The organism is Gilvibacter sp. SZ-19 (assembly GCF_002163875.1).
Taxonomy (GTDB): Bacteria; Bacteroidota; Bacteroidia; order Flavobacteriales; family Flavobacteriaceae; genus Gilvibacter.
The window spans coordinates 72,964-95,908 of the sequence record NZ_CP019333.1 but is presented as its reverse complement, the minus strand read 5'-3'; the positions used below and the strand labels follow the sequence as shown (position 1 = coordinate 95,908).

General features: G+C 43.8%; 15 protein-coding genes. 6 read left to right on the top strand and 9 right to left on the bottom strand.

Going from position 1 to position 22,945, the window contains the following annotated elements; genetic code table 11:
* Nucleotides 1-16: 16 nt before the first annotated feature.
* From BTO09_RS00425 to BTO09_RS00405, 5 genes are all read right to left on the bottom strand, one after another.
* Entirely contained in the window at nt 17-706 is a 690-nt protein-coding gene (locus BTO09_RS00425) for a TIGR00730 family Rossman fold protein (protein ID WP_087522773.1), read from the bottom strand.
* Between the two features lie 14 nt (nt 707-720).
* Nucleotides 721-3,564, bottom strand: a complete 2,844-nt coding sequence (gene uvrA, locus BTO09_RS00420) for an excinuclease ABC subunit UvrA (RefSeq protein WP_087522772.1) — start codon at nt 3,562-3,564, stop codon at nt 721-723.
* Nucleotides 3,565-3,620: 56 nt separating this feature from the next.
* Nucleotides 3,621-4,640, bottom strand: coding sequence for a hypothetical protein (locus BTO09_RS00415; RefSeq protein WP_157663385.1), 1,020 nt, complete (start codon nt 4,638-4,640; stop codon nt 3,621-3,623).
* Between the two features lie 281 nt (nt 4,641-4,921).
* Nucleotides 4,922-6,631 (bottom strand): gamma-glutamyltransferase, encoded by a 1,710-nt coding sequence (gene ggt / locus BTO09_RS00410; RefSeq protein WP_087522770.1) that lies wholly within the window; start codon nt 6,629-6,631, stop codon nt 4,922-4,924.
* Entirely contained in the window at nt 6,628-7,212 is a 585-nt protein-coding gene (locus BTO09_RS00405) for an ACP phosphodiesterase (protein WP_087522769.1), read from the bottom strand. The genes ggt and BTO09_RS00405 overlap by 4 nt, the downstream gene beginning before the upstream one ends.
* Before the next feature lie 70 nt (nt 7,213-7,282).
* On the opposite strand from BTO09_RS00405, the gene glmM reads away from it, so the two are divergent.
* The gene (gene glmM / locus BTO09_RS00400) at nt 7,283-8,671 is read left to right on the top strand and encodes a phosphoglucosamine mutase (RefSeq protein WP_087522768.1); all 1,389 of its coding nucleotides are present in this window, start codon (nt 7,283-7,285) and stop codon (nt 8,669-8,671) included.
* Here the strand turns inward: glmM and BTO09_RS00395 are convergent.
* Nucleotides 8,668-9,537: a lysophospholipid acyltransferase family protein gene (locus BTO09_RS00395; RefSeq protein ID WP_087522767.1), complete on the bottom strand. Its 870-nt coding sequence runs from the start codon at nt 9,535-9,537 to the stop codon at nt 8,668-8,670. The genes glmM and BTO09_RS00395 overlap by 4 nt on opposite strands.
* A gap of 62 nt (nt 9,538-9,599) precedes the next feature.
* Between BTO09_RS00395 and BTO09_RS00390 the strand changes: the two genes are divergently transcribed.
* A complete protein-coding gene (locus BTO09_RS00390; protein ID WP_087522766.1) occupies nt 9,600-10,247 on the top strand; it encodes a rhomboid family intramembrane serine protease in 648 nt (215 codons plus the stop codon).
* 32 nt (nt 10,248-10,279) lie between these two features.
* Complete coding sequence (locus tag BTO09_RS00385) at nt 10,280-10,936, top strand: SIMPL domain-containing protein (protein WP_232454978.1); 657 nt, start codon at nt 10,280-10,282, stop codon at nt 10,934-10,936.
* Here the strand turns inward: BTO09_RS00385 and BTO09_RS00380 are convergent.
* Nucleotides 10,933-12,048, bottom strand: a complete 1,116-nt coding sequence (locus BTO09_RS00380; protein ID WP_087522764.1) for a TlpA disulfide reductase family protein — start codon at nt 12,046-12,048, stop codon at nt 10,933-10,935. The two genes, BTO09_RS00385 and BTO09_RS00380, sit on opposite strands and share 4 nt — an antisense overlap.
* 123 nt (nt 12,049-12,171) lie before the next feature.
* Here BTO09_RS00380 and BTO09_RS00375 point away from each other — a divergent pair, with 123 nt between their 5' ends.
* A complete protein-coding gene (locus BTO09_RS00375; protein ID WP_087522763.1) occupies nt 12,172-14,544 on the top strand; it encodes a GAF domain-containing protein in 2,373 nt (790 codons plus the stop codon).
* Here BTO09_RS00375 and BTO09_RS00370 read toward each other — a convergent pair.
* Nucleotides 14,541-15,749 (bottom strand): Pycsar system effector family protein, encoded by a 1,209-nt coding sequence (locus tag BTO09_RS00370; RefSeq protein WP_087522762.1) that lies wholly within the window; start codon nt 15,747-15,749, stop codon nt 14,541-14,543. The genes BTO09_RS00375 and BTO09_RS00370 overlap by 4 nt on opposite strands.
* 44 nt (nt 15,750-15,793) lie before the next feature.
* Between BTO09_RS00370 and BTO09_RS00365 the strand changes: the two genes are divergently transcribed.
* Nucleotides 15,794-19,495 (top strand): metallophosphoesterase, encoded by a 3,702-nt coding sequence (locus tag BTO09_RS00365; RefSeq protein ID WP_087522761.1) that lies wholly within the window; start codon nt 15,794-15,796, stop codon nt 19,493-19,495.
* Between the two features lie 8 nt (nt 19,496-19,503).
* Here the strand turns inward: BTO09_RS00365 and BTO09_RS00360 are convergent, their stop codons facing one another.
* Nucleotides 19,504-20,337, bottom strand: a complete 834-nt coding sequence (locus tag BTO09_RS00360; protein ID WP_157663384.1) for a hypothetical protein — start codon at nt 20,335-20,337, stop codon at nt 19,504-19,506.
* 158 nt (nt 20,338-20,495) lie between these two features.
* On the opposite strand from BTO09_RS00360, the gene BTO09_RS00355 reads away from it, so the two are divergent.
* Nucleotides 20,496-22,937: an SLBB domain-containing protein gene (locus BTO09_RS00355; protein WP_087522759.1), complete on the top strand. Its 2,442-nt coding sequence runs from the start codon at nt 20,496-20,498 to the stop codon at nt 22,935-22,937.
* Nucleotides 22,938-22,945 lie beyond the last annotated feature (8 nt).

The following is a 22,945-nucleotide window of genomic DNA, read 5'->3' as shown; positions in this document are numbered from 1 at the left end:
TATGTAAAGCCAGAATTTAGAAGTTCGGGCTCAGGTTGTATTTCGAATAGAAGTTATTTAAAATTTCTAATACCTCGTCTTCTGTGTCAACGATATGCCACAGGTCTACGTCTTCTGGGCTGATGTTCCCATGACCTTCTAATAGGGTCTGTTTCACCCAATCAATAAGGCCTGTCCAAAAACTAGTACCAACCAAAATGATAGGGAAACGTTCAATTTTATGCGTTTGGATGAGTGTCATCGCTTCAAAAAGTTCATCCAGTGTTCCAAATCCACCCGGCATCACTACAAAACCTTGTGAATATTTTACAAACATCACCTTGCGAACAAAGAAATAATCAAAGTTAATGCTCTTGTCGCTGTCTATATAGGGGTTGTCGTGTTGCTCAAAGGGTAGGTCGATGTTCAAACCAACCGAAGTTCCGCCAGCCAAGTGAGCCCCTTTGTTTCCAGCTTCCATGATACCAGGGCCACCACCAGTTATAACGCCATAACCGTGTTCAGTGATCTTTTTGGCGATGCGTTCTGCCAATTGATAATAGGGTTGTTCGGGTTTGGTTCTGGCCGATCCGAAGATAGAGACACAGGGTCCAATAAGACTCAGTTTCTCATATCCGTTTACAAACTCTCCCATGATCTTAAAGATCGCCCAAGAGTCGTTGGTCTTTACTTCGTTCCAACCTTTTGGATTGTTATTTGCTTTCATTTATATATAATTCTTTATTTCTTCACCGATTCCAACTCACGCTTTAAGAAAGCTGCGGTATGGCTCGATTTTACTTTCACAATTTCTTCTGGGGTGCCTTGTGCAACGACCTTACCGCCGCCTTTACCTCCTTCTGGTCCTATATCTATCAAATAGTCTACCATTTTTACAACGTCCAAGTTGTGTTCTATGATAAGGACCGTATTTCCTTTGTCTACCAATTTGTTCAAAACCAACATCAACACGCGAATATCTTCGAAATGCAAACCGGTAGTGGGTTCGTCTAAGATATAAAAAGTGTTACCAGTATCGCGTTTAGAAAGTTCTGTCGCTAGTTTAATACGCTGTGCTTCTCCTCCTGAAAGCGTGGTAGACTGCTGTCCTAGTGTGATATAACCCAAGCCAACATCTCGAATTGTTTTGAGTTTTCTGTAGATCTTAGGAATGTGCTCAAAGAACTCACAGGCTTCGTCTATGGTCATTTCCAAAACATCGAAGATAGACTTGCCTTTATAACGGATCTCTAAGGTCTCTCTATTAAAACGCTTGCCTTGGCAGGTTTCGCATTCCACGTAGACATCTGGTAGAAAGTTCATCTCTATCACTTTCAAGCCGCCACCTTTACAGGTTTCGCAACGTCCGCCAGCTACATTAAAACTAAAACGTCCGGGTTTGTATCCGCGGATAGCAGCCTCAGGAACTTTAGCAAACAAGGATCGGATCTCTGAAAATACTCCAGTATAGGTTGCCGGGTTGGAACGCGGTGTACGCCCAATCGGGCTTTGGTTAATGTCGATCACCTTGTCGATATGCTCCAAACCGCTGATCTTTTTATACGGTAAAGGTTTCTTTACCCCATTAAAGAAATGTGCATTGAGTATAGGGTAGAGCGTTTCGTTGATCAAAGTCGATTTACCACTTCCTGATACCCCGGTAACACCGATCATTTTGCCCAAGGGTAAGTCTACACTCACGTTCTTGAGGTTATGTCCTGTGGCGCCGCTTAAGGTCAACACTTTTCCGTTGCCCTCACGTCTTTTTGCGGGAACTTCAATATTCTTGGTACCTTTAAGATATTCTGCCGTCAAGGTAGGATGCTCCAAGATTTCTTTAGGAGCTCCTTTGGAGACGATCTCGCCACCGTGTTTTCCGGCTGCCGGGCCTATATCGATCACATAGTCGGCATGCTCTATCATGTCCTTGTCGTGCTCTACCACCAAAACAGAGTTCCCCAGTTCTTTGAGTTTAACCAAAGAGTCTATGAGTTTTGCATTATCTCGCTGGTGCAAGCCAATGCTCGGCTCATCCAAAATATAAAGTACGCCGACCAATTGAGATCCTATCTGTGTGGCCAGACGGATCCGCTGGGCCTCTCCACCAGACAAGGACTTGGAACTTCTATTTAGCGAAAGGTAGGTCAGACCAACGTCTACCAAGAACTGGAGGCGTGCTCTAATTTCTTTGATCACCTCGCTGGCGATCTTTTGCTGAGACTCATTGAGTTTATCGGTTATATTATCAAACCACTCCATAAGCTCAACCACGTCCATCTTGGCCAGATCGGCTATGCTCTTTTCGGCAACTTTAAAGTAAAGCGATTCTTTTCTCAGGCGTGAGCCACCGCATTCAGGGCATTCAACGCGATCCATAAAGTCCTTGGCCCAACGTTGCAGCGAAGCCGAATCGTTGTTGTGGTAAGTGTTTTCGATAAAATTGGCGATTCCTTCAAAGTCGATCTTGTAGGTGCGGGTAATTCCCAAGGTCTTAGAGGCGACCTCGAATTTTTCGTTTCCGCCGTAAAGAATAATGTCTACGGCTTCTTGTGGAATATCTTTAAAAGGATCGCTCAGCTTAAAATTGTAGCGCTCCGCAATGAGTTCCAATTGTTTGAATATCCAGTTGGATTTCTGCGGACCTTGTGGCGCTAGCGCCCCTTGTTTTATAGACATTGTTTTGTCTGGAACGATCTTGTCCACATTGATCTCGTGCTTATGTCCTAAACCTTTACAACTCGGACACATCCCTTTGGGAGAATTGAACGAGAAGTTATTGGGCTCCGGATTCGGATAGGAGATACCACTGCTAGGACACATCAAGGTTCTACTGAAATATCGCGTATTACCTGTTTCGTTATCTATGACCATGAGCACGTCGTCTCCGTGATACATGGCTGTTTTGATGGTCTCAGCCAATCGATTGTCCAAAAGGGCAGAGGCATCGACCAAGAGTCTGTCTATTACGATCTCAATGTCGTGTATCTTGTAACGATCTACCTTCATGCCGCTCACTAGATCGACAATTTCGCCATCTACACGAACTTTTATAAAGCCCTGTTTTCCGATCTGTTCAAACAACTCTCGGTAATGTCCTTTTCGAGAACGGATCACCGGAGCCAAAACAGATACCTTACGGCCTTCAAATTCTTTTAAAATCAGTTCCTGGATCTGCTCATCGCTGTAAGAGACCATTTTCTCGCCGGTCTCATAACTGTAAGCGTCACTTGCACGAGCGTAGAGCAGGCGTAAGAAGTCGTAGATCTCTGTAATGGTACCTACAGTAGAACGCGGGCTTTTACTGGTGGTTTTCTGTTCTATAGCAATTACAGGAGATAGCCCATCGATCTTGTCTACATCAGGGCGTTCCAATCCGCCTAAAAACTGACGCGCATAGGCCGAGAATGTCTCAATGTAGCGGCGCTGGCCTTCTGCATAGATGGTATCGAAAGCAAGTGATGACTTTCCACTGCCAGAAAGTCCTGTGATCACTACCAAATTCTCTCTGGGAATGCGCACATCTATATTCTTGAGGTTGTGCACACGAGCCCCTAAAACTTCAATAAAATCCTCCTGATTTGCCATAGTTTGCAAAGGTACTGATTTGACTGCTAAAAACTCAGGGAGTTATAAAGCTTTTATCAACCTTGCATACGGGTAGATTCGCTGACCAAGAACTGGTAAAAGGAAGTAGCGATAAAAAACACCAAGGCGATGATCACCGACACGCTGACTATGCTAAAAATCATAGATAGTTGCAGCAAGGAAGCTACTAAAGGTAGTAGCACTCCAAAGATGATTAGCACGGCAAAAATTGCGTAGAGGTAACGAACCATCCTCGGCAGTTTTTTATCGAATCCTTCCTGAAATTGGTACAGTTTGGGCAGTATCTCATTAGACATATACTCCCCGAGTTTAGAGAGGAAAACCTCGTTGAATGAGGAATCCTCAAAAGCTTCGTTGTCAATAGACAATGCAAGCTTCATGATCTTATCCTGATGGCGCTCGTAAACGTTATTCAGATTGAGCGCTTCTTTGTAAATGCTGTATTTGTATCCGAAGTAATACCAAAGTCCGCTACCGCATTTGTGTTCCAGCCACTTTTCTAGCAAGCGCTTGTCGTATATCTTCGGATGCGATATGTTTTCGTTGATGCGTTTGTCTCTGGCCGAATTATAGAGCAGGGATTTCAATTCCAGATAGAGGTTTTCAGTGTCCTCATAGTTGTGCGATTCCTGCAAGAACTCAATGGCCAATTTGGATTTTCCTTTGTAAAACTCCTTGACCTCAAAAAAGGTAAGCCCTTCGTATTCATCGTCGATATACTCCTTAAGTCCAGGCAACCACATTTTAGAGCGGAGGAGTAATTCCACAATGTCTCTAAAACTGTTCATCTGATCTGTCACACGGCGCAATTGAGATAGGAGTTGATCTCGGTTAGTCTTGACAGTAAGTACATTGGCAGCCAGATACACCATGATCACCGCACCAAAAATGGCACTGATATAGGTAATGGTGGTGTTTATATTTTGCAGCAGGGGAGCGAACTCCGGATCGGTCTGGCTTTTTTGCCACAGCAAGAAGAATAGGCCAATACAGAGCAGGCCGCTAAAAATTAGCGGGACTATAGTCAGTATATCCTTTTTATAGGATTTGGCCATAATTTGCACTTTTGGCAAGCATATGGCAGCAGGGTCAAGCAGTTTTAAGGCCAAAGCACAGCAAAGTATGCATCGGTCTTAGAACGACGTTGTAGGTTAGTTTTAAAGTAATTTTAAACTATAAGCTTCTAAAAATCAATTTGTTATAAATAGCCCCAAGTGTAAAATTGAGTAGCTCCTGCTGCAACATAGAGTTACCTAATCTGCTTCAAAAATAGAAAAATATCTTAAAATGTAGTACAAATCTTACTTTTTGCAAGAAAATACATCTAGATTTTAGTCTAATATCCTACAGCCGTATCGTCTCCACGGCGGTCCGCACCACCCTCTAAACGACCATCTGGAAGTACCATGATCCCGTCTACTTTGCCAATGATAGGGCTGTTGTTCGTATTGGGCAAATAGCCTTTGGTCTTAAGGCTGTCTAAAATAGCTTGCTCAAAGCCCTCAGGCTCAAACAAGATCACGTCTGGCAACCATTGGTGATGAAAACGCGGGGCATTTACTGCTTCTTGCATACTCATATCGAATTCGTATACGTTGAGTACAGTTTGTAGTACAGAAGTAATAATGGTAGAACCTCCTGGAGTTCCAACGGTCATCCAGAATTTCCCGTTCTTTTCAATAAGAGTTGGCGTCATAGAGCTTAGCATGCGTTTTTGCGGAGCGATCGAATTGGCCTCGGCCCCAATTAAACCAAACATATTAGGCACGCCTGGCTTGGCGCTAAAGTCATCCATTTCGTTGTTGAGAAAGAATCCCAGTTCCGGTACATAGAGTTTAGAACCATAGGCCCCGTTGAGCGTAGTGGTCACTGCTATGGCATTGCCAAAGGCATCCACAATAGAGTAGTGGGTGGTCTCCATACTTTCTACAACTTCCACTTCGCCATAATTAATGGCTGACGAAGGTGTTGCAGCATCAAAGCTAAAATCGCTCATGCGCCCGCTTAAATAAGCCTCACTGGTCAAGATTTCTGTCGGGATATCAACAAAATCCGGATCCCCCAAATAATAGCTGCGGTCTGCATAGGCGCGTCTTTCTGCCTCTGTGATAAGCTGAATTGCCTTTAAACTGTTGTGTCCATAGCTTTTTATGTCGTAGGGTTCTATCATTTTCATGATCTGCGCCAAGCAAATTCCTCCAGAAGAGGGTGGTGCCATAGAGATCACGCGTAGGTCTTTGTAATTGAATATCACCGGTTCTCGCCATTGGGCTTCGTAGGCCTTTAGGTCTTCTAAGGTGATAATACCGTCGTGCTGGCTTAAATAATTGACCAGTTCCTTGCCCAAACTTCCGCCGTAGAATGCAGATCGGCCTTCCGTTTGTAGTGCTTTTAAACTGTTTGCCAAAGCGGGGTTCTTTACGGTATCACCTGCTTTGAAACCTTGACTATACAGTGTTTTTTGTCTATTGATAGAATCAAAGATCGCAGCGTAATTGTCAAAACGCGCTTGTTGCTTTTCGGTGACCACATAACCGCGCTCTGCCAACTGGATCACAGGCTCTAATAGGGTCTCCATTGGCAGGGATCCCAGTTTTTCGTGCACTGCAAATATTCCGGCAACCGTGCCAGGCACTCCTACAGCTAAGCCGCCAACTTTACTTTTGTCAGAGATCACCTCGCCGTTCTCATCCAAATACATATCCTTATAAGCTGCCATTGGCGCTTTTTCTCGGTAGTCCAAGGCTCCGAGTTCTCCGTACTGAGTTCGGTATACCATAAATCCACCGCCACCTAGGTTTCCGGCAAAAGGATAGGTAACGGCCAGCGCCATTTCTGTAGCGATCATCGCATCGAAAGCATTTCCACCCATCTTAAGGATCTCGGTTCCTATTCGAGAAGCCTCTTCTCTGGCAGAAACTACCATGGCCTTTTCGGTGATCAGGCCTTGAACTGACTCTTGGGATTCTACTACTGCAAGTTCTGGACTGTTCTTACAGCTTACAAGGAGCATCAGGCTCAGCAGGGTGGCGATTGTCTTGGTCATAAAGATTTTAGTTTGTTTTTGCTAAAAGCGGTGAGTTCGGCAAAGAAATCGGTGAATTCTTCTCGAAACTCATCGTAATGCGCTTCGAGCTCTATGATAGCGAAATTCATCTTGGAGCGGTTCTTTGTTCGCTTGTTCATCTGATACAATATCTTGCCAATTCCTTCTACAGTGGCATAGCTGAGTAGCCAATTGTCTGCTATCATAAAAGGCATTAGGTTCTGTATCCTTTTAGGCAGTATGCTGTAATAGCTATTGAGCAGCTGGTAAAAATCCTCCACGTAGATATCCAAGGGGATATCTGAATAATCTTTCCAATTAGCAGCCAAGAAATGATCGTATAAGATGTCTACAATTACTCCGCTATAGTGTCCATATTTCTTGTGGAGGCGTTTGCTGCTTTGCTTGACAATAGGATGACTGTCGGTATAGGTGTCTATGGCCCGGTGCAGCATGATGCCCTTCTGTATACCCTCTGGGAATTCCAGATATTTCTTGCCTTTTACAGCATCGGCAATAAAGTTGCCCACAGTTACCTCAGGATCTCCACTTGACAAGTAAATATGGGCCAAATAATTCATGTTTCGAATTTACGAAAACTAAATACTAAGGCCCCCGAGAAATCTTATCTTTGCCAAAATTTATTACCAGATGACACTTATCAAATCCATTTCCGGAATTCGAGGAACCATAGGCGGAGGCGCCGGCGACAATCTAACCCCTATAGACGCTGTAACTTATGCGGCAGCTTATGGCAGTTGGATAAAGCAACAACGCGAAAAGACCAATTACAAAGTGGTCGTAGGGCGCGATGCGCGTATTTCTGGACCTATGATCCAGCAGTTGGTCATGCAAACTTTGATAGGAATGGGAATCGATGTTGTGGATCTGGAACTGTCTACCACGCCTACGGTAGAAATGGCAGTTCCTATGGAACATGCCGATGGTGGTATTATTTTAACGGCCAGTCACAATCCGAAGCAATGGAATGCCTTAAAACTACTCAATGCCAAAGGTGAGTTTTTGGATGCTGCTGCCGGACAGCAAATTCTAGATATCGCGGGGAATCAGGATTTTGATTTTGCCGAGGTTGACGATTTAGGCAAGATCACCAAGAATCAAGCCTATATGGATCTACATATAGATGAGATCATGGATCTAGACTTAGTAGATGCGGATTCGATAAGGAAAGCTGGTTTTAAAGTGGTTGTCGATGGTGTGAACTCTAGTGGAGGAGTAGCTGTTCCGCTTCTTTTAGATCGCTTAGGCGTGCAGACGGTAAAGCTTTTCTGCGAGCCTACGGGGCATTTTCCGCACAATCCGGAACCGCTCAAAGAACATTTGGGAGCTATTATGGAAGCTGTTGTTAAAGAAGGAGCTGATTTTGGAATCGTAGTAGATCCAGATGTTGATCGTTTGGCTTTTATTTCTGAGGACGGAAGTATGTTCGGAGAAGAATATACCTTGGTTGCAGTGGCCGATTATATTTTGAGTAAAGTGCCCGGAAATACAGTTTCTAACCTTTCTTCATCTAGAGCCCTTCGAGACATCACCGAAAAGCACGGCGGGCAATATTTTGCCAGTGCTGTGGGCGAGGTTAATGTGGTGACTATGATGAAAGACAAGAACGCTGTTATCGGAGGTGAAGGTAATGGCGGAATCATTTATCCTGAGCTTCACTACGGACGAGATTCCTTGGTTGGAATTGCGTTATTCCTAAGTCATTTGGCCAATCAGACCAAAACGGTGAGCGAGCTGCGCGCCAGCTATCCGAATTACTTTATGAGTAAGAAAAAGATACAATTGACTCCAGAATTGGACGTGGATGGTATCTTGGCTGGAATCCGCAGTAAATACGCTTCAGAGAATCCATCGACCATAGATGGTGTAAAGATCGACTTTGCGGATTTTTGGGTTCACTTGCGTAAATCCAACACCGAACCCATTATTAGAATCTATACGGAAGCTCCTACGGCAGAGGCTGCAGATTCTTTAGCAGATCGATTTATCGGCGAATTGAGCGAGCTGGCCGGGCTTTAATCCTGTTTTCTGTACTTCCAGCGTTTGTGTGACCACAGATAGTATTCTGGCGCCTCTTGGATCTGCCCTTCTAAGGCGTCTAAGAAACTTCGAGTTACTGGATAAGGATTGTCAGCCTTAGGGTGTAGCGGCACCAATCTCGCCTCATAGTGTCCGCGTTTTACTTTTTCAACATGCAAATAGAGGTGCACGAGGTCTAGCCTGCGGCCGAGTTCTTCTCCGCCGGTGAACACAGGTACTTCAACGCCCATAAAGGGTTCCCAGTGTTTGGCAACCGTAGGTCTTGGGGTTTGATCGCTCAGCATTAAAGTTATAGAAGGAACTCCTTCTTTTTTATTGCGAAACAGCGTAGAAACGATCTGTTTATTGTTTACAATGATTCCGCCAAAGCGTCCACGGATTTTACGAACCATGGCATCAAAAGAAGGATCTTCTAACTTCTTATAGACAGCATAACCCTGAACCGGTATGTGTTTTTGCATAATCCCGGCCCATTCCCAAGAAGCGTAATGCCCACACCAAAGTAAAATAGATCGGTTGCTGTTAAAGACCGGTTTTAAGACCTCAAGGTTTGTATACACAAAGCGTTTCTCCGCTTCTTTCTGGCTGATGGTATAACTCTTTATGGTCTCCAGTACAAAATCACAAAAGTGCCGGTAAAAGGCCTTGCGGGTCTTTTTGAGTTGTTTTTCGTCCCAGTTGGGAAAAGCGAGCTTTAGATTGTCATAGACCACTTTTTTTCGATATCCGAAGATGTAAAAGGTCAGCAGGAAAAGTAAATCTGCCAAAGCGTAAAGGGCCCAAAACGGCAGTTTGGAAATGATCCAAACCAAAGATTTAACCAGAATATACACCGCTTTGCGCATGGAGAAATTTTAGGCAAAACTAACTAAAATTAATTCATTAATTTGGCCCTTAAACTGCAATTATGTTAGACATCGCACCGATTACCCTATTGTTGATAGGAGCCAACATTCTCTTTTCTTCCAAAGGGTTTCAGGACTTTTCATTCTTTGAGAAATACAAGTTCAATGTAGGAGCGATTCGCCGTGGTGAGTACATCAGGTATTTGTCTTCCGGTTTTTTACATGCAGATTGGACCCACTTACTGGTCAATATGCTGACCCTCTACTTTTTTGCAGGAGCCATCATAGCTCGACTGGGTTTACTGCCCTTTCTGGTGATCTATTTTGCGAGTTTACTGGTGGGGAACTTTTTGTCTTTTGCCTTTCATAAGGACGAATACCACTACAGTGCGATTGGTGCCAGTGGTGCCGTGTCTGGTGTGGTGTTTGCCTTTGTTTTGCTCTATCCGGATCAGAATCTTTACCTGTTCTTCGCTATCCCTATTAAAGCCTGGTTGTTCGGTATATTGTATTTAGTGTATTCCATATATGGGATGCGGAATCAATTGGGGAATATTGGTCATGATGCGCACTTTGGAGGCGCGGTGGCCGGTTATGGACTCACCTTGCTCTTTGAACCTTATTTGTTGGAGGCACGCACCGAATTGGTGTTGTTGATGGCGGTTCCGATTGTGGCACTATTTGTGCTTATCAAACAAAAACGAATATGAAAACATTTTATCTATTTATCTGTATTTTGATTATGAGTACGAACATGCAGGCCCAAACGGAGGCCTTTCCATCTCGTGTGGACGTAAGCGGCACGGGCACTGTAAAAATTACTCCAGACCAAGTGCTTATTGGCCTTCGTGTGGAGAACACAGGCAATGATGCAGCTACTGTGAAACGCGAGAACGATCAGGTTGTGGCTGCTGTGCTGCGCTTTTTAAAAGATGCCGGTGTGCCGGATTCCGATGTACAGACCGAATACATCAGACTCAATAAAAACTACAATTACAATTCCAAGACCTACAACTATGTGGCCAATCAGTCGATCAATGTATTACTCAAGGATCTGAGCAAGTACGAATCGGTGATGAACGGGCTTATTAGCTCCGGAGTGAATCGCATAGATAATATCAACTTTGGTAGTTCGGAAAGAGAGCGACTCGAGGTGGAGGCTCGTAAAAAGGCAGTATTGAACGCCAAACAAAAAGCTGGCGAATACGCAGCAGCTTTAGGGCAACAGATAGGCAGTGCTGTTCGCATTAGTGAACAGACCGCTAGTGTGTCACCAGGAGTGAATTTGCGCTCTTTCGCAGTAGCTGATGCCGCCGAAAGCGAGGCTACCATTGCACCCGGAGAGCTTGAGATCCGTGTGAATGTTCAAGTGAGCTTTATACTACTAGGGAACGACTAGTTGTCGAAAAGTTGGGCCAATTTAGCTTCTAGCTGCGGACCGCGGAGGTTCTTGGCAATGATCACCCCATTCTCATCGAGTAAAAAGGAAGCAGGAATTGCGTGTACGTTGTACATACGCGCAATAGGATCTTGCCAGAACTGCAGGTTAGAGATCTGCGGCCAAGGCAGGCCGTCGTCTGCGATGGCTTTTATCCATCGTGCCTTGCCATTGGGTTGATCCAAAGAAACACCAATGATATTAAAACCTTTATCGTGATAAGCATCATAAGCCTTTACTAGGTTTGGGTTCTCAATACGACAAGGTTTGCACCAAGACGCCCAAAAATCAATTAGGGTTACTTTGCCTTTCACGCTTTCTAAAGAGATCACTTCTCCTGCAGGGTTAGGTGCTTCAAAGGTCGGAGCCACTCCGCCGATCTCCACATTTTTCATGGCGTCTAGCGATTCTTTTACGGTCTTGCCGATAAGGGTGTTGAGTACCTCCGGATCTGTTTGCTCTACGATCTCTCTAGCTTCGTCTGCGGTAATGTCCTTTTTATTGATCAGCTCAGAAAGAATGATCATAGTAAAGAGCGAGTTCGGATTATCTTGAACGAATTGTTTTTTAAAGGCACGTTCTGCCGAGAGTAACTCCTTGTTCTCTTCTTGCAAGATGTTGATCATCACCCCGTCTTGCTCCAAACGAGCTTGTTTGTAGGCTTCTCCTTTTTCTTTTTTGAGTTTGGCGTACTGCAAAAGAGTATTGTTGTATTCTCCGTAAAGGGCATTGCTACGCCCTCCGGTTGCTCGTGAGGCTTGCATGCTGTCTTTGTACATGGTCACCTTTATGGATTGATTTTCGTTAAAGACTATCATATTCTTACGGCTCACAGGTTCACTGAGAAGTCGCAATTCAGCTCCACTCACATTTTCCAGGTCCATGTTCACTTTACCGCCTTGAACAACAAGAGTGTCCAAAACTACGGGCTGGTTGTTCTCGTTGATCTTCTGCCAGTAGAATTTGGTTCCGTCTTCAAAGCCTAAGGCAGTTCCGCTTAAAGTAAGTTTATCTGAATCTCCTTGACAGGCTGTTAAAATTGTGGCGATCGCCGTAACGATTAATATCCTCATACGTCTAAATCAATATAAAGCGCAAAAATAACGATTAGCAGCAACAAATTTTGTTAAGATTATAATATTGTATCTTTGTTCTTTATTAGGGTATTAGGCTATCTAAGTAATTGATTTCTAGGCATGCAACTGAGCGACGACAACTTTCCCTTAAACATTAAGATCGGTTTTGGGAAACTCTTTGAACAATACAAAGAGCACATTAACAGCGAGGACCCCTTGGTGCAAGAACGCGCAAAGGCGGTATTGGAGCTTTCTAAAAAGCATCCAGAACTGGTCAGTGGTCTAGAGACTCCAGAAGAAGTGGAGCGTTTAAAGCCGCAGATCGACTTTATATTGAGTGATCTCTTTGCGCCTGTATTACAGCAAAACGAGATCAAAGTTGCGACCATCCCCTTTAGAAATTACATATTTAAGTCTACCAAGCGTTTTGAGAATATCCTTAAGAACGCAGAAGGCAATTACGATCTGAGTTTTACCAATTTTACTGCAGATGAGTTCTATGTGATGGCCTGTAGTGTAATCTTGGGAGCTCATTACGGCAAGCGTATGGACTCTAGACGTCCGTTTCACTTCGCGATTCCAGACGCCAATAAGATCACCAGAAATTACCGCGTGCTCTACAATGGGGATTTCATAGAGATGAAACCAACCGACCGGGCCGTGGACCTAACAGAGGACGATATTGCAGAATTGATAGACAATTTCGACGATATTGACTTGTGGAAGTCTAAATTCCCGCCCCAGAGCTGGGAATTCAATGGTTTTGTAATTGGTAATATGTACGATGCTACCGTTGATGTAGCCTTGTCTGACCTTAAAGCAACACTGCTGCGACAAAACGACGAGAAAGCAGACGAAGACATCGAGGAGTTTGAGAAGATCCTTCAGGCGATATTCAATTTGCCAGAGATCAAAATGGGCTTTGCCGTCTACAATGAAGAAGAGCATCAGTTCGAACCGATTCCGCAGAGTAAGAACATCAATAGTTTCTTGCTCAATGGAGAAATGAGCGCATCTTGCGACAAGGCCTTATGTCCGCATTCGTACGAATCACTTTTTGTGACCAACGAATATTATTGCGTGTCTGACGTGGATAAATTCCACAAATTATATCCTAAGAATCCGCTTTACAAGAAGTTGAAACAACAACACGCTGGCAGTGCCATACTGGCGGCTGTTCGTGACGAAGGTAAGGTGCTCGGGGTATTGGAGCTGGTTTCGCCGAATCCGCAAGAACTCAATACGGTAAATGCCAATAAGCTTAACGACATTATGCCTTATGTCATAGATTCCGTTCGCAGTTCCAAGAGAAGAGAAGAGAACGAGATTGAACTTTTGATCCAACACGAATGTACCTCCATACATCCGAGTGTGCACTGGAAATTCGTTCAGGAATCCGAGCGCGTTTTGGCAAAACGCTACGCAGGAGAAGAAGTTGGCTTTAGACAGATCGTTTTTGAGAACGTTTATCCGCTCTTTGGACAGATCGATATCAAAGGTTCATCGACCGCTAGAAATCACGCTATACAAGCAGATCTGATTTTGCAATTAGCCGCCATTAAAGATGTTATCAAGCTGGGCTTTGAGGCAGAACCCTTGCCAGTTTACGAGCAATTCATTCATCGTATCGACACCTATTTGGAGCTCATCCATAAAGATCTAAAAGTAGATAGCGAACAACGTATCCGTGCTTTTATTCAAGATGATATCAAACCGCTGTTCGAACATTTTGATAAGCTATCGCCGAGTTTGAGCAAGGCCATTGCCAATTATCGCGAGCAATTGGATCCGAACTTAAAATTGATCTACAAGCACCGTAAAGACTACGATGATTCCATCACCTTGATCAACAAAAAGATGTCGGAACTGCTTGACAAGAAGCAGCAAAAGGCTCAGGCGATGTACCCACACTACTTTGAACGCTTTAAGACCGATGGGGTAGAGCACAATATGTATATCGGGGAATCGATCACCAAAAGAGATAGTTTCAATAAGGTCTATCTGTACAATTTGCGCTTGTGGCAACTCCAGGTAATGTGTGAGATGGAGAACGCCTATTACAACATGAAGCCCAAATTGCCATTGGATCTAGACGTAACCTCTATGATCTTGGTGTTCAATGCGGCGCTTTCGGTTCGGTTTAGAATGGACGAAAAACGCTTTGACGTAGATGGAACCTACAATGCCCGATACGAAGTGGTCAAGAAGCGTGTAGACAAGGCCTACATAAAAGGCACCGATCAGCGCGTAACTGAAAAGGGAAAGATCACTATAGTATACTCCCAAAAGAGCGACGAACGCGAATACTTGCGCTATATCCAATTCTTGCAATCTAAGAATGTATTGAGCGATCAGGTAGAGATAGTGCAGCTAGAAGATCTTCAAGGGGTTACAGGGCTTAAGGCCATTCGGGTAGATGTACTCTATAAGACCAAAAAGAACGACAAGCAGTTCTACACCTATCAAGATCTTATGAAAGAGATCGGAAATTAGGCACCCATTGCTTCGCGTATGCCTGCAGACCATTGAAATGCAATGGCAAAGGCTATCACTGAAATTATGATCCCAACAATGAATACGGTATAGGTGAGACGTAGGATCTTGTATTTTCTATCCAGAACAATTCCTAAGAAATAAAGGTCTTTGGTCATGGCCGAATAGATATAATCCTTGTCATTGAGCATTTGATTAATCGCCCAATCGAATTCTTGGTATTCCATTTTGTGGAAATTCCCAAAAAACAACAGATTGACGCGTTTTTGTTCCACGTCTTCTCTGGTGAATTTACCTCGTGTCACATTAGGCCTGGTAGCCAAGACCGATAAGATCATAGCCGCCACACTGAAAATGACAAAAACTACCGTTGGCACTATCAGATAGGCATTAGACGGGTTATCCAATTTGGGGATCAAATTAGACAGTGCCAAAGAAATGATAATAGCGTTTACTGAAAGTAAGATGTTTGCCTTGGTATCGGCAATGTCGCTGAGTTTAATATGATTTCTCAGGGTTACGCGATACATGGACTGAATAGCCTTTTCAGGGCTTTCGTCCTTAAGCTTGGCCTTGAGTTTGGCCAATTTGGCCTTCTTTTTCTTTTCTTTCTGAGCCGAGCTTTCCTCTTTGAGCATTTTTAGATTTAGCTTCTTTTGAGGCTCCCATTGCTCTTTGGCGTAATCGGTATACCACTGGTGTTTGTTGCTGAACAGATCGATATTGATCAGTGTCCATTTTCTGAGCGAATAATCGTGTATCCCTAAATTTTTGAGTTCTTCTCGCAAATACTCTGAGGCCTGTAAATAGTAATCTTTCGCAAAGTGAGAAGCATCTGCATCACGAATAATGTTTTCCATTTCATCCTGAGGCTCATGCTCCATTTTAGTTGCTAAAATACATTTGACCACTTTGTCAATTAACTCTTGGTCTGCGCCTTCACCTTTTAAGAATTCCTGTGCCATTTCGGCACTGATCTCTTCGTGACCATCCCATTGGCTGATATAACCAACATCGTGCAAGAGAGAAGCTAATTGAAGGGCCTCCGCATCTTTCTCGCTGACCGAACTGTGTTCCAAAATTTCTTTCGTACTTTTAAATACGCGTTTGGTATGGAGTAGATTGTGGTAGACGATCTCGGGAGCGAGTTTCTCTTCTAGAAGCTGAGATACGTGTTCGTGAGTTTTTTGGATAAGGGAATTCATCTGTTCGATTATTACGCCAAATTACTAAAATATCATTACTTCTTATGTCGAAAATTAAACTCGTCCTTTCTTTGGCATTGGTATTTGTTGTGCTGAGCTGTGCAACTTACTCCACTAAAACTGCGTCAGATGTATCTTATACCTCGCCCGCTAGCACTGCTAAAAAAACACATTCCATTTACCTTATTGGCGATGCCGGATTAGCAAGTCAAGAGCCCGATAAATACTCTATTAAGGGCTTTAAAAAGATGTTGGAAGAAGAGGGGACAGCCAATGATATCGCTATTTTCTTAGGAGATAACATCTATCCCAAGGGATTACCTCCCAAAGGAGATAAACGTCGAGCGGCGGCAGAGGGTTTCTTAGATGCGCAAGTAGCAGCCATGGCAAATTTTAAAGGCAGTGCCTACTTTATTCCCGGCAACCACGATTGGTATAGCAAAGGCTTGCCTGGTCTTAAGCGGCAAGAGGAATATTTAGAAAAGGCAACCGATAATAACGAGGTATTTCAACCGGAAAAAGGTTGTCCTATACGAACCAAATCCATCAACGATGATCTGGAGATCATATTTATTGATACCCAATGGTATTTGGTAGATTGGGACAAGCACCCGACAATTAATGACGACTGTGATATAAAATCCAGGAATGCCTTTTTTCTGGAGTTAGAAGGAGAGCTTAAAAAGAACAATGAGAAAACGGTTATTATCGCTACCCATCACCCGGCGATGACCTATGGCCCGCACGGGGGCTATTTTGCGGCACGTCAGCATTTGTTTCCTTCTGGCAGCAAAGTACCCTTACCAATCTTAGGGTCCTTTGTCGCTTTTGCCAGAGCTCAGGGTGGTGTGACCAATCAAGACAGATACAATCAACGCTACGATGAACTAATGGACCGATTGACTACCATGGCCATAGCTTCAGATAGAGCGATCATTGTATCCGGACACGAGCACACCTTGCAGTATATCGATTTCAATAATATCAAGCAGATCGTCTCTGGAGCAGGCTCTAAGAACAGTCCAGTGGCTTTAGGGCCGGGAGCCCAGTTCGTCTCTAGTTCAAGAGGCTTTGCAGTTTTGGATCTTTACGATGACCGATCCAGCAAGGTGCGTTTTTATACCATGGATGGTTCCGAGGCCAGTTTAGCTTTTACTTCGGATGTGCATCCGGCCGAAAAACCCTATGATACCTCCGGACTTTCCTCGGATTTTGAACCTACCACCTTGGCCAAGGCCTATAAAGAAGGTACAGATAAATCCGACGGGTATCGCTGGTTTTGGGGAGACCATTATCGCTATATCTACGGTACCGATGTAAAAGTGCCTGTGATCACCTTAGATGAATTTATGGGTGGCTTTACCATAGAACGCAAAGGTGGAGGGCATCAGACACGCTCGTTGCGTCTTATCGACAAAGACGGCCGTAATTTTGCCTTAAGAGCGGTAAAGAAAAGTGCGGTACAATTTTTACAGACCGTTGCTTTTAAGGATCATTATGTAGAAAAGGATTTTAAAGAAACCCTGACAGAAGACGTATTATTAGACTTCTACACTTCTAGCCATCCCTTTGCCAGTTTTACCGTTGGACCACTTTCTGATGCCATTGGCTTGTTCCATACCAATCCGCAGCTGGTCTATATGCCCAAACATCCCGCCTTGGGCAAATACAACGAAGAATTTGGCGATGAACTCTACATCATAGAAGAACGTCCAGACGACGGCTTTTTAGATGTGTCTTCCTTCGGAACGCCAGATGATATTGAGAGCACGGCAGATATGCTTGCCAATCTGCGAGCAGACGAAAAATACAAGGTCGATGAGGCCAGTTACATCAAGGCCCGACTTTTCGATATGCTCGTTGGAGACTGGGACAGACACCAAGATCAATGGCGTTGGTCGCGATTCGATATTTCCGGTGACAAAAAGATCTACAAACCCATACCAAGAGACCGCGATCAGGTCTATTCGAATTACGACGGGGCCTTATTGGATTTCTTAAAGGTGATCATACCATCGACCAAACAGTTTCAGGAATTCGATTACGAACAAAAAGACATTAAATGGCTCAACTCCGCAGGGATCAAGCTAGACAGAGCCTTGACCCAAGACAGCAATATGAACGTCTGGATAGAACAGGCGCAGTATATTCAGCAGCAACTTACCGATGAGGTAATCGCAAATGCATTTGCTCAATTACCTCCGGAGATTCAAGACGAAACGGCAGATGAGATCATGGCCAAGCTGAAAGCCCGATTACAGGACCTGGACGAGCTGGCCAAGCGCTATTATGTTCACCTGAGTAAGTTGGTCATTATAACTGCAACCGATAAGGACGATCAGATCAATATAGAACGCGGAAGAGGGGAGACCCGCATCACCGTGAGTAGAATTAAAGATGGTAAGGTGCAACCGCCGTTCAAGACCCGAACCGTAAAAACATCCGAAACCAAGGAAGTTTGGATCTACGCCTTGGACGATGACGATCGCATAATCGCTAGTGGTGGCGGGAACAAGCCAGTTTTTATTCGAGTGATCGGCGGTCAGAACAATGACGTTTACGATCTGGAAGACGGAAGACGAATCAAGATCTACGACCATGCTAGCAAACCGAATACCATTGTAAATACGGGTGGGGCAGAACTGCGTCTCAAGGACATTTATTCAAATAATGTCTACGATTTTAACAAGTATATCGACCGGATCAATATGATAGTGCCTACTATTGGGTTCAATCCAGATGATGGCATTAAAATAGGCGCTACCAACACCTATACCGTAAAAGGGTTTAAGAATGACCCTTACCACCGCAAACACGTACTCAGTGCGGGTTACTTCTTTGCTACAGACGGCTTTGATTTTAAGTATCAAGGCAATTTTGCCAATACCTTCGGTAATTGGGATCTGGTGGCAGGCTTGCGGGTTACCTCTGAGAATTTTGCCTTGAATTTCTTTGGCTTCGGAAACGAGACCGCCAATTTTGACGATGATCTAGGACTAGATTTCAATCGAGTAAGGACTGGTATTCTGATGGGGTCTTTAGGGGTGCAGAAGAATGGTGATGCGGGCAGTTCCTTTGGTGCGAATTTGCAGTTCGAACGCATTGAGGTTGAGCCCAATGCCGATCGATTTGTAACGCAGTTTTTTGCGGCAGACGATCCCATACTTACCGATGCTAAGACTTTTGGGACCTTGCTATTGAGATATAATTATGTAGGCGCAGATAATAGAGCGTATCCGACAAGAGGCTTGTTTTTTAATCTGGATGTTGGTGCTACTGCGAATCTGAAAGAATCCGACAGGAACTATGCCTTTATAAAGCCGAACTTGGAATTCTTTAGTGCTATAATTGGTGCTAGAACCCTTGTTTTACGGACTCAGGTTCAAGGCCATTTTAATATTGGAGACAACTTTGAATTCTATCAAGGCGCGGTCTTAGGAGCCAACACAGGGCTAAGGGGGTATAGATTACAACGTTTTACAGGAGAGAGTGCTCTGGCCTTAAGTACAGATCTGCGGTTGCAACTCGCAAAATTCAAAACAGGATTGTTACCCTTAAAACTCGGGGTTTTTGGAGGCTATGACATTGGGCGTGTTTGGCTGGATGGCGAAGACTCGAATACCTGGCACGACAGTGTTGGTGGCGGATTACTACTCACAGCTGTCGATGCAATATCCGGACAATTCGGTCTCTTTAATAGCGATGACGGCCTGCGATTCTCTTTTGGTTTTGGTTTCTCACTATAAATGACTTTCTAGCGGATTTGTAGCAAGAAAAGCCGTTGTTCGCCCTTGTTGCGTTCTTCGCTGATATAGAGGTTGTTTTGATCTCTAAAGGTGACACCCTCTTTTTGAGATTCATCGTCGAATTCATAGCGACGCAAGCTAATCTTATCTAGTCGATCAGGGTCAAAATCTTCAATGAGCCATAAGTTCTTGTGACTCAACAAGGCGAGTTGGCCGCTACTGTGTTCAAAGGCTGCTCCGGTAATTTTACAATTCTTTTCTTTCCCACAAAGTGGAATCTTGCCACAATAGCGCGCTAGCTGCTGGCCTGACACTGCATTGACCTCAAACACTTCGGTGTAGTCCTTGAACTTGTTTCTATAGGTCTTGGTGAATAAATAGAATTTCCCCTCAATATGCACCAAGGCTTCAATGTCAAAGCGGATCTTGCCCTTTTTAGAGCAATACTCCTCTGGAAACCTAATGGTAGTAACAGTGCTGGTCTGCACTTGCTGATCTGTTAATTTTAGCCCATATACTTTGAGCGTTTTTCTGCTAAAATCATTGTTCCCTACATCTGCAATGTAGAGTGTTCCATCACTACCGATGGCAAGATCTTCCCAATCTTCATTATAAATATCTTCAGGAAATAGCTTAATTGTAAGCTGTCCCTTATCAGGGTCTAATCCATATAGAATATCACGATTACCACTGTCATTATGAGTAAAAAGTTGGCTTTGCATGAAGGCCAATCCACTGGATTCTTCTACTTCCCGTGGGAGTTCAGAAACAACAGTTAATTGAGACCAAGACAAGCTCGGTAGTAAAACAAGTACTAGGGGTAGTAATTTGAAAGTTCTCAACACTTTGTAAAGTTACGAAGAAGCTGGGTAAATCCACAATCGTCCAAAGTCGTTAAGTAGCTAAAGACTTCTGCTTATTACTAGGGTTCTTGGCTATATTTTATATATTTGCCGCATACTTTAAACCTTGTGTTTAGAGATTATTCGGATAATAAAAGATGATTAGAATTCCAATTATTTCCAGCGGCACCAAATTACTTGTTCTAGCCCTTCTTTTTACCCTTGGAGCGGGTGTGCCTCAAACTTTAGCTCAAAGCAACCCTATTACAGATCAGACCAAACTGATGAGTATGTCAGACAGTGAGCTGATGGAGTTTTGGCAGCAAGCTCAAAAGCAAGGGTATACTATTGAACAGATCAAAGCCATGGCTTTGGCCAGAGGCTTGACAGATCAACAGATCGGGCTTTTAGAACAGCGCTTGCGTGGTCTAGTAGGTGAAAATTCAAGCGGGAACACTTCTCCTGTAAACCCTTTAGCGATCGTGGATGAGCCACCTGCCTATCTAGACGGTTTTAATGCACCTGTTGGGACGGCAAAAGACTCTTTGTTCGGGTTTTCCTTTTTTATGAACAGTACCATTTCCTTTAGCCCAAATTTGAATTTAGCGACTCCAGAAACTTATGTTTTAGGCCCTGGAGACGAATTGGCAATTGGGGTTTGGGGGGCAGCAGAGAACACCTATTATGTACCGGTTGATAGAGAAGGGGCAGTCCGTATTCCGAATCTTGGCCCTATCTATGTCAGTGGTGTCACCATATCCGATGCTACGAAAAAGATAAAGAGTTCGTTACGCAGGATTTACGCGGGTATCGGAGCTCCCAGTTCGAGTCCGTATTTCGTTGGAGTAGACGTAGCTATTGTAAAAGTTCGAACCGTACAAGTGAATATAATTGGCGAGGTAAAGGTTCCGGGAACTTACTCCTTAAGTGCCTTATCTACAGTCCTTAATGGCCTATACGCTAGTGGAGGTCCAACTCGAGAAGGAACTTTTAGAAACATACAATTGATCCGTTCCGGAAAACCTCTGGCCACCTTTGATGTGTACGGCTATCTGCTCAACGGTTCTGAAGAAGGTAATCTCAACCTACGAGATGGAGATATAATCTTGGTAGCCCCTTACGAAAGTCAAGTCACTGTTCAAGGACCTGTCAAGCGAAGCGGTATTTTTGAACTGAGATCTGGAGAGACCTTTGCAGACCTGTTTCGATTCACCTCAGGGTTCAAAAGCACGGCGTATAAAGACATGGTTTTAGTGAATCGCATAGAGGATGACCGCCGCAAGGTTGTTGAGGTCACTAAGGCTACATTCACATCTGAGCAACCTAAGGACGGTGATCTGATTAGGGTGAAAGAAGTAATTGACAAATTTGAAAATGCGGTGAGCATTAGTGGTGCTGTATATCGTCCAGGTATTTATCCGTATAGCAAAGATCTGCAGTTGTCTGACCTCATTGAAAAAGCTAGTGGTTTGAACGATCAGGCCTTTTTAGATAGAGCCATTATTATCAGTTCCGAAGATGGGATAGAAAAAAGCTCACGTTCGTTTTCCTTGCGTGAGATTATAAGTGGGGCTCAAGACATTGCGCTACAACCTTATGACGAAATCTATATTTACAACAAATACGATCTTCAAGAGCAGTCTATCCTTACCATAGAGGGAGCGGTTAACAATCCGATCAGTATTCCTTTCATTGAAAACCTTTCGTTAGAGGATTTTATTCTGATGGCAGATGGTTTTAGTCCGAGCGCAAACCCAAAAATTGTAGATGTATTTAGAAGGATAAAAGACGATTCTTTTGAAACCTTGGCCGAGAGTATTTCAGTTTCTACAGAAGGGGATTTATTATTGAGCGGAGACTCAAATTTTATTCTGGAGCCTAACGATAGGGTATCGGTACGTTATCTCAGAGGCTATAATGACCAAAAGCGAGTTGAGATCAATGGAGAGATCAATCTGGCTGGCACTTATTTGTTAACAGAAAAGAATCAGCGTATTTCTGATCTTATAGACCGCGCTGGCGGAATTTCAGATTACGCTTATGTTGCAGGAGCCTCATTGGTTCGCAAGAATCCCTACTACAAGGCAGACATTCAAAACACAGTGATCAATAATTTGAACGACTCAACAGCCGTGGCTACCGATTCAAATCTAAATAATCAGGAATCATTTAAAGTTGGAATTGACCTAAGTCGAATTCTCCAAGAGGGTGGACGTGGTTCCAAATACGACCTTATTCTCGAAGATGGTGATGTTTTGATAATTCCTTCTACCAAAGAAACCATAAAAATAGAAGGGGAGGTATTGGTCCCATCCATGGTGCGCTTTGACGATAACTACACGGTCTTAGACTACATTAACAAATCCGGAGGTTTTTCAAATAATGCTAAAAAAGGTAAGACCTATGTTATTTATGCCAACGGTGATATAGCCTCTACTAAGAATTTCTTATTCTTTAGATCTTATCCTAAAATCAGACCAGGAGCTGTGATATTGGTTCCAACCCGCCCTCAGCGAAGTTCATTAAGCGTTCAAGAAGGAGTTGGAATCACAACAGGGCTTGTTACAATTGGATTGTTGGTAGAGCGCTTATTGCGTTAAATTGAAGA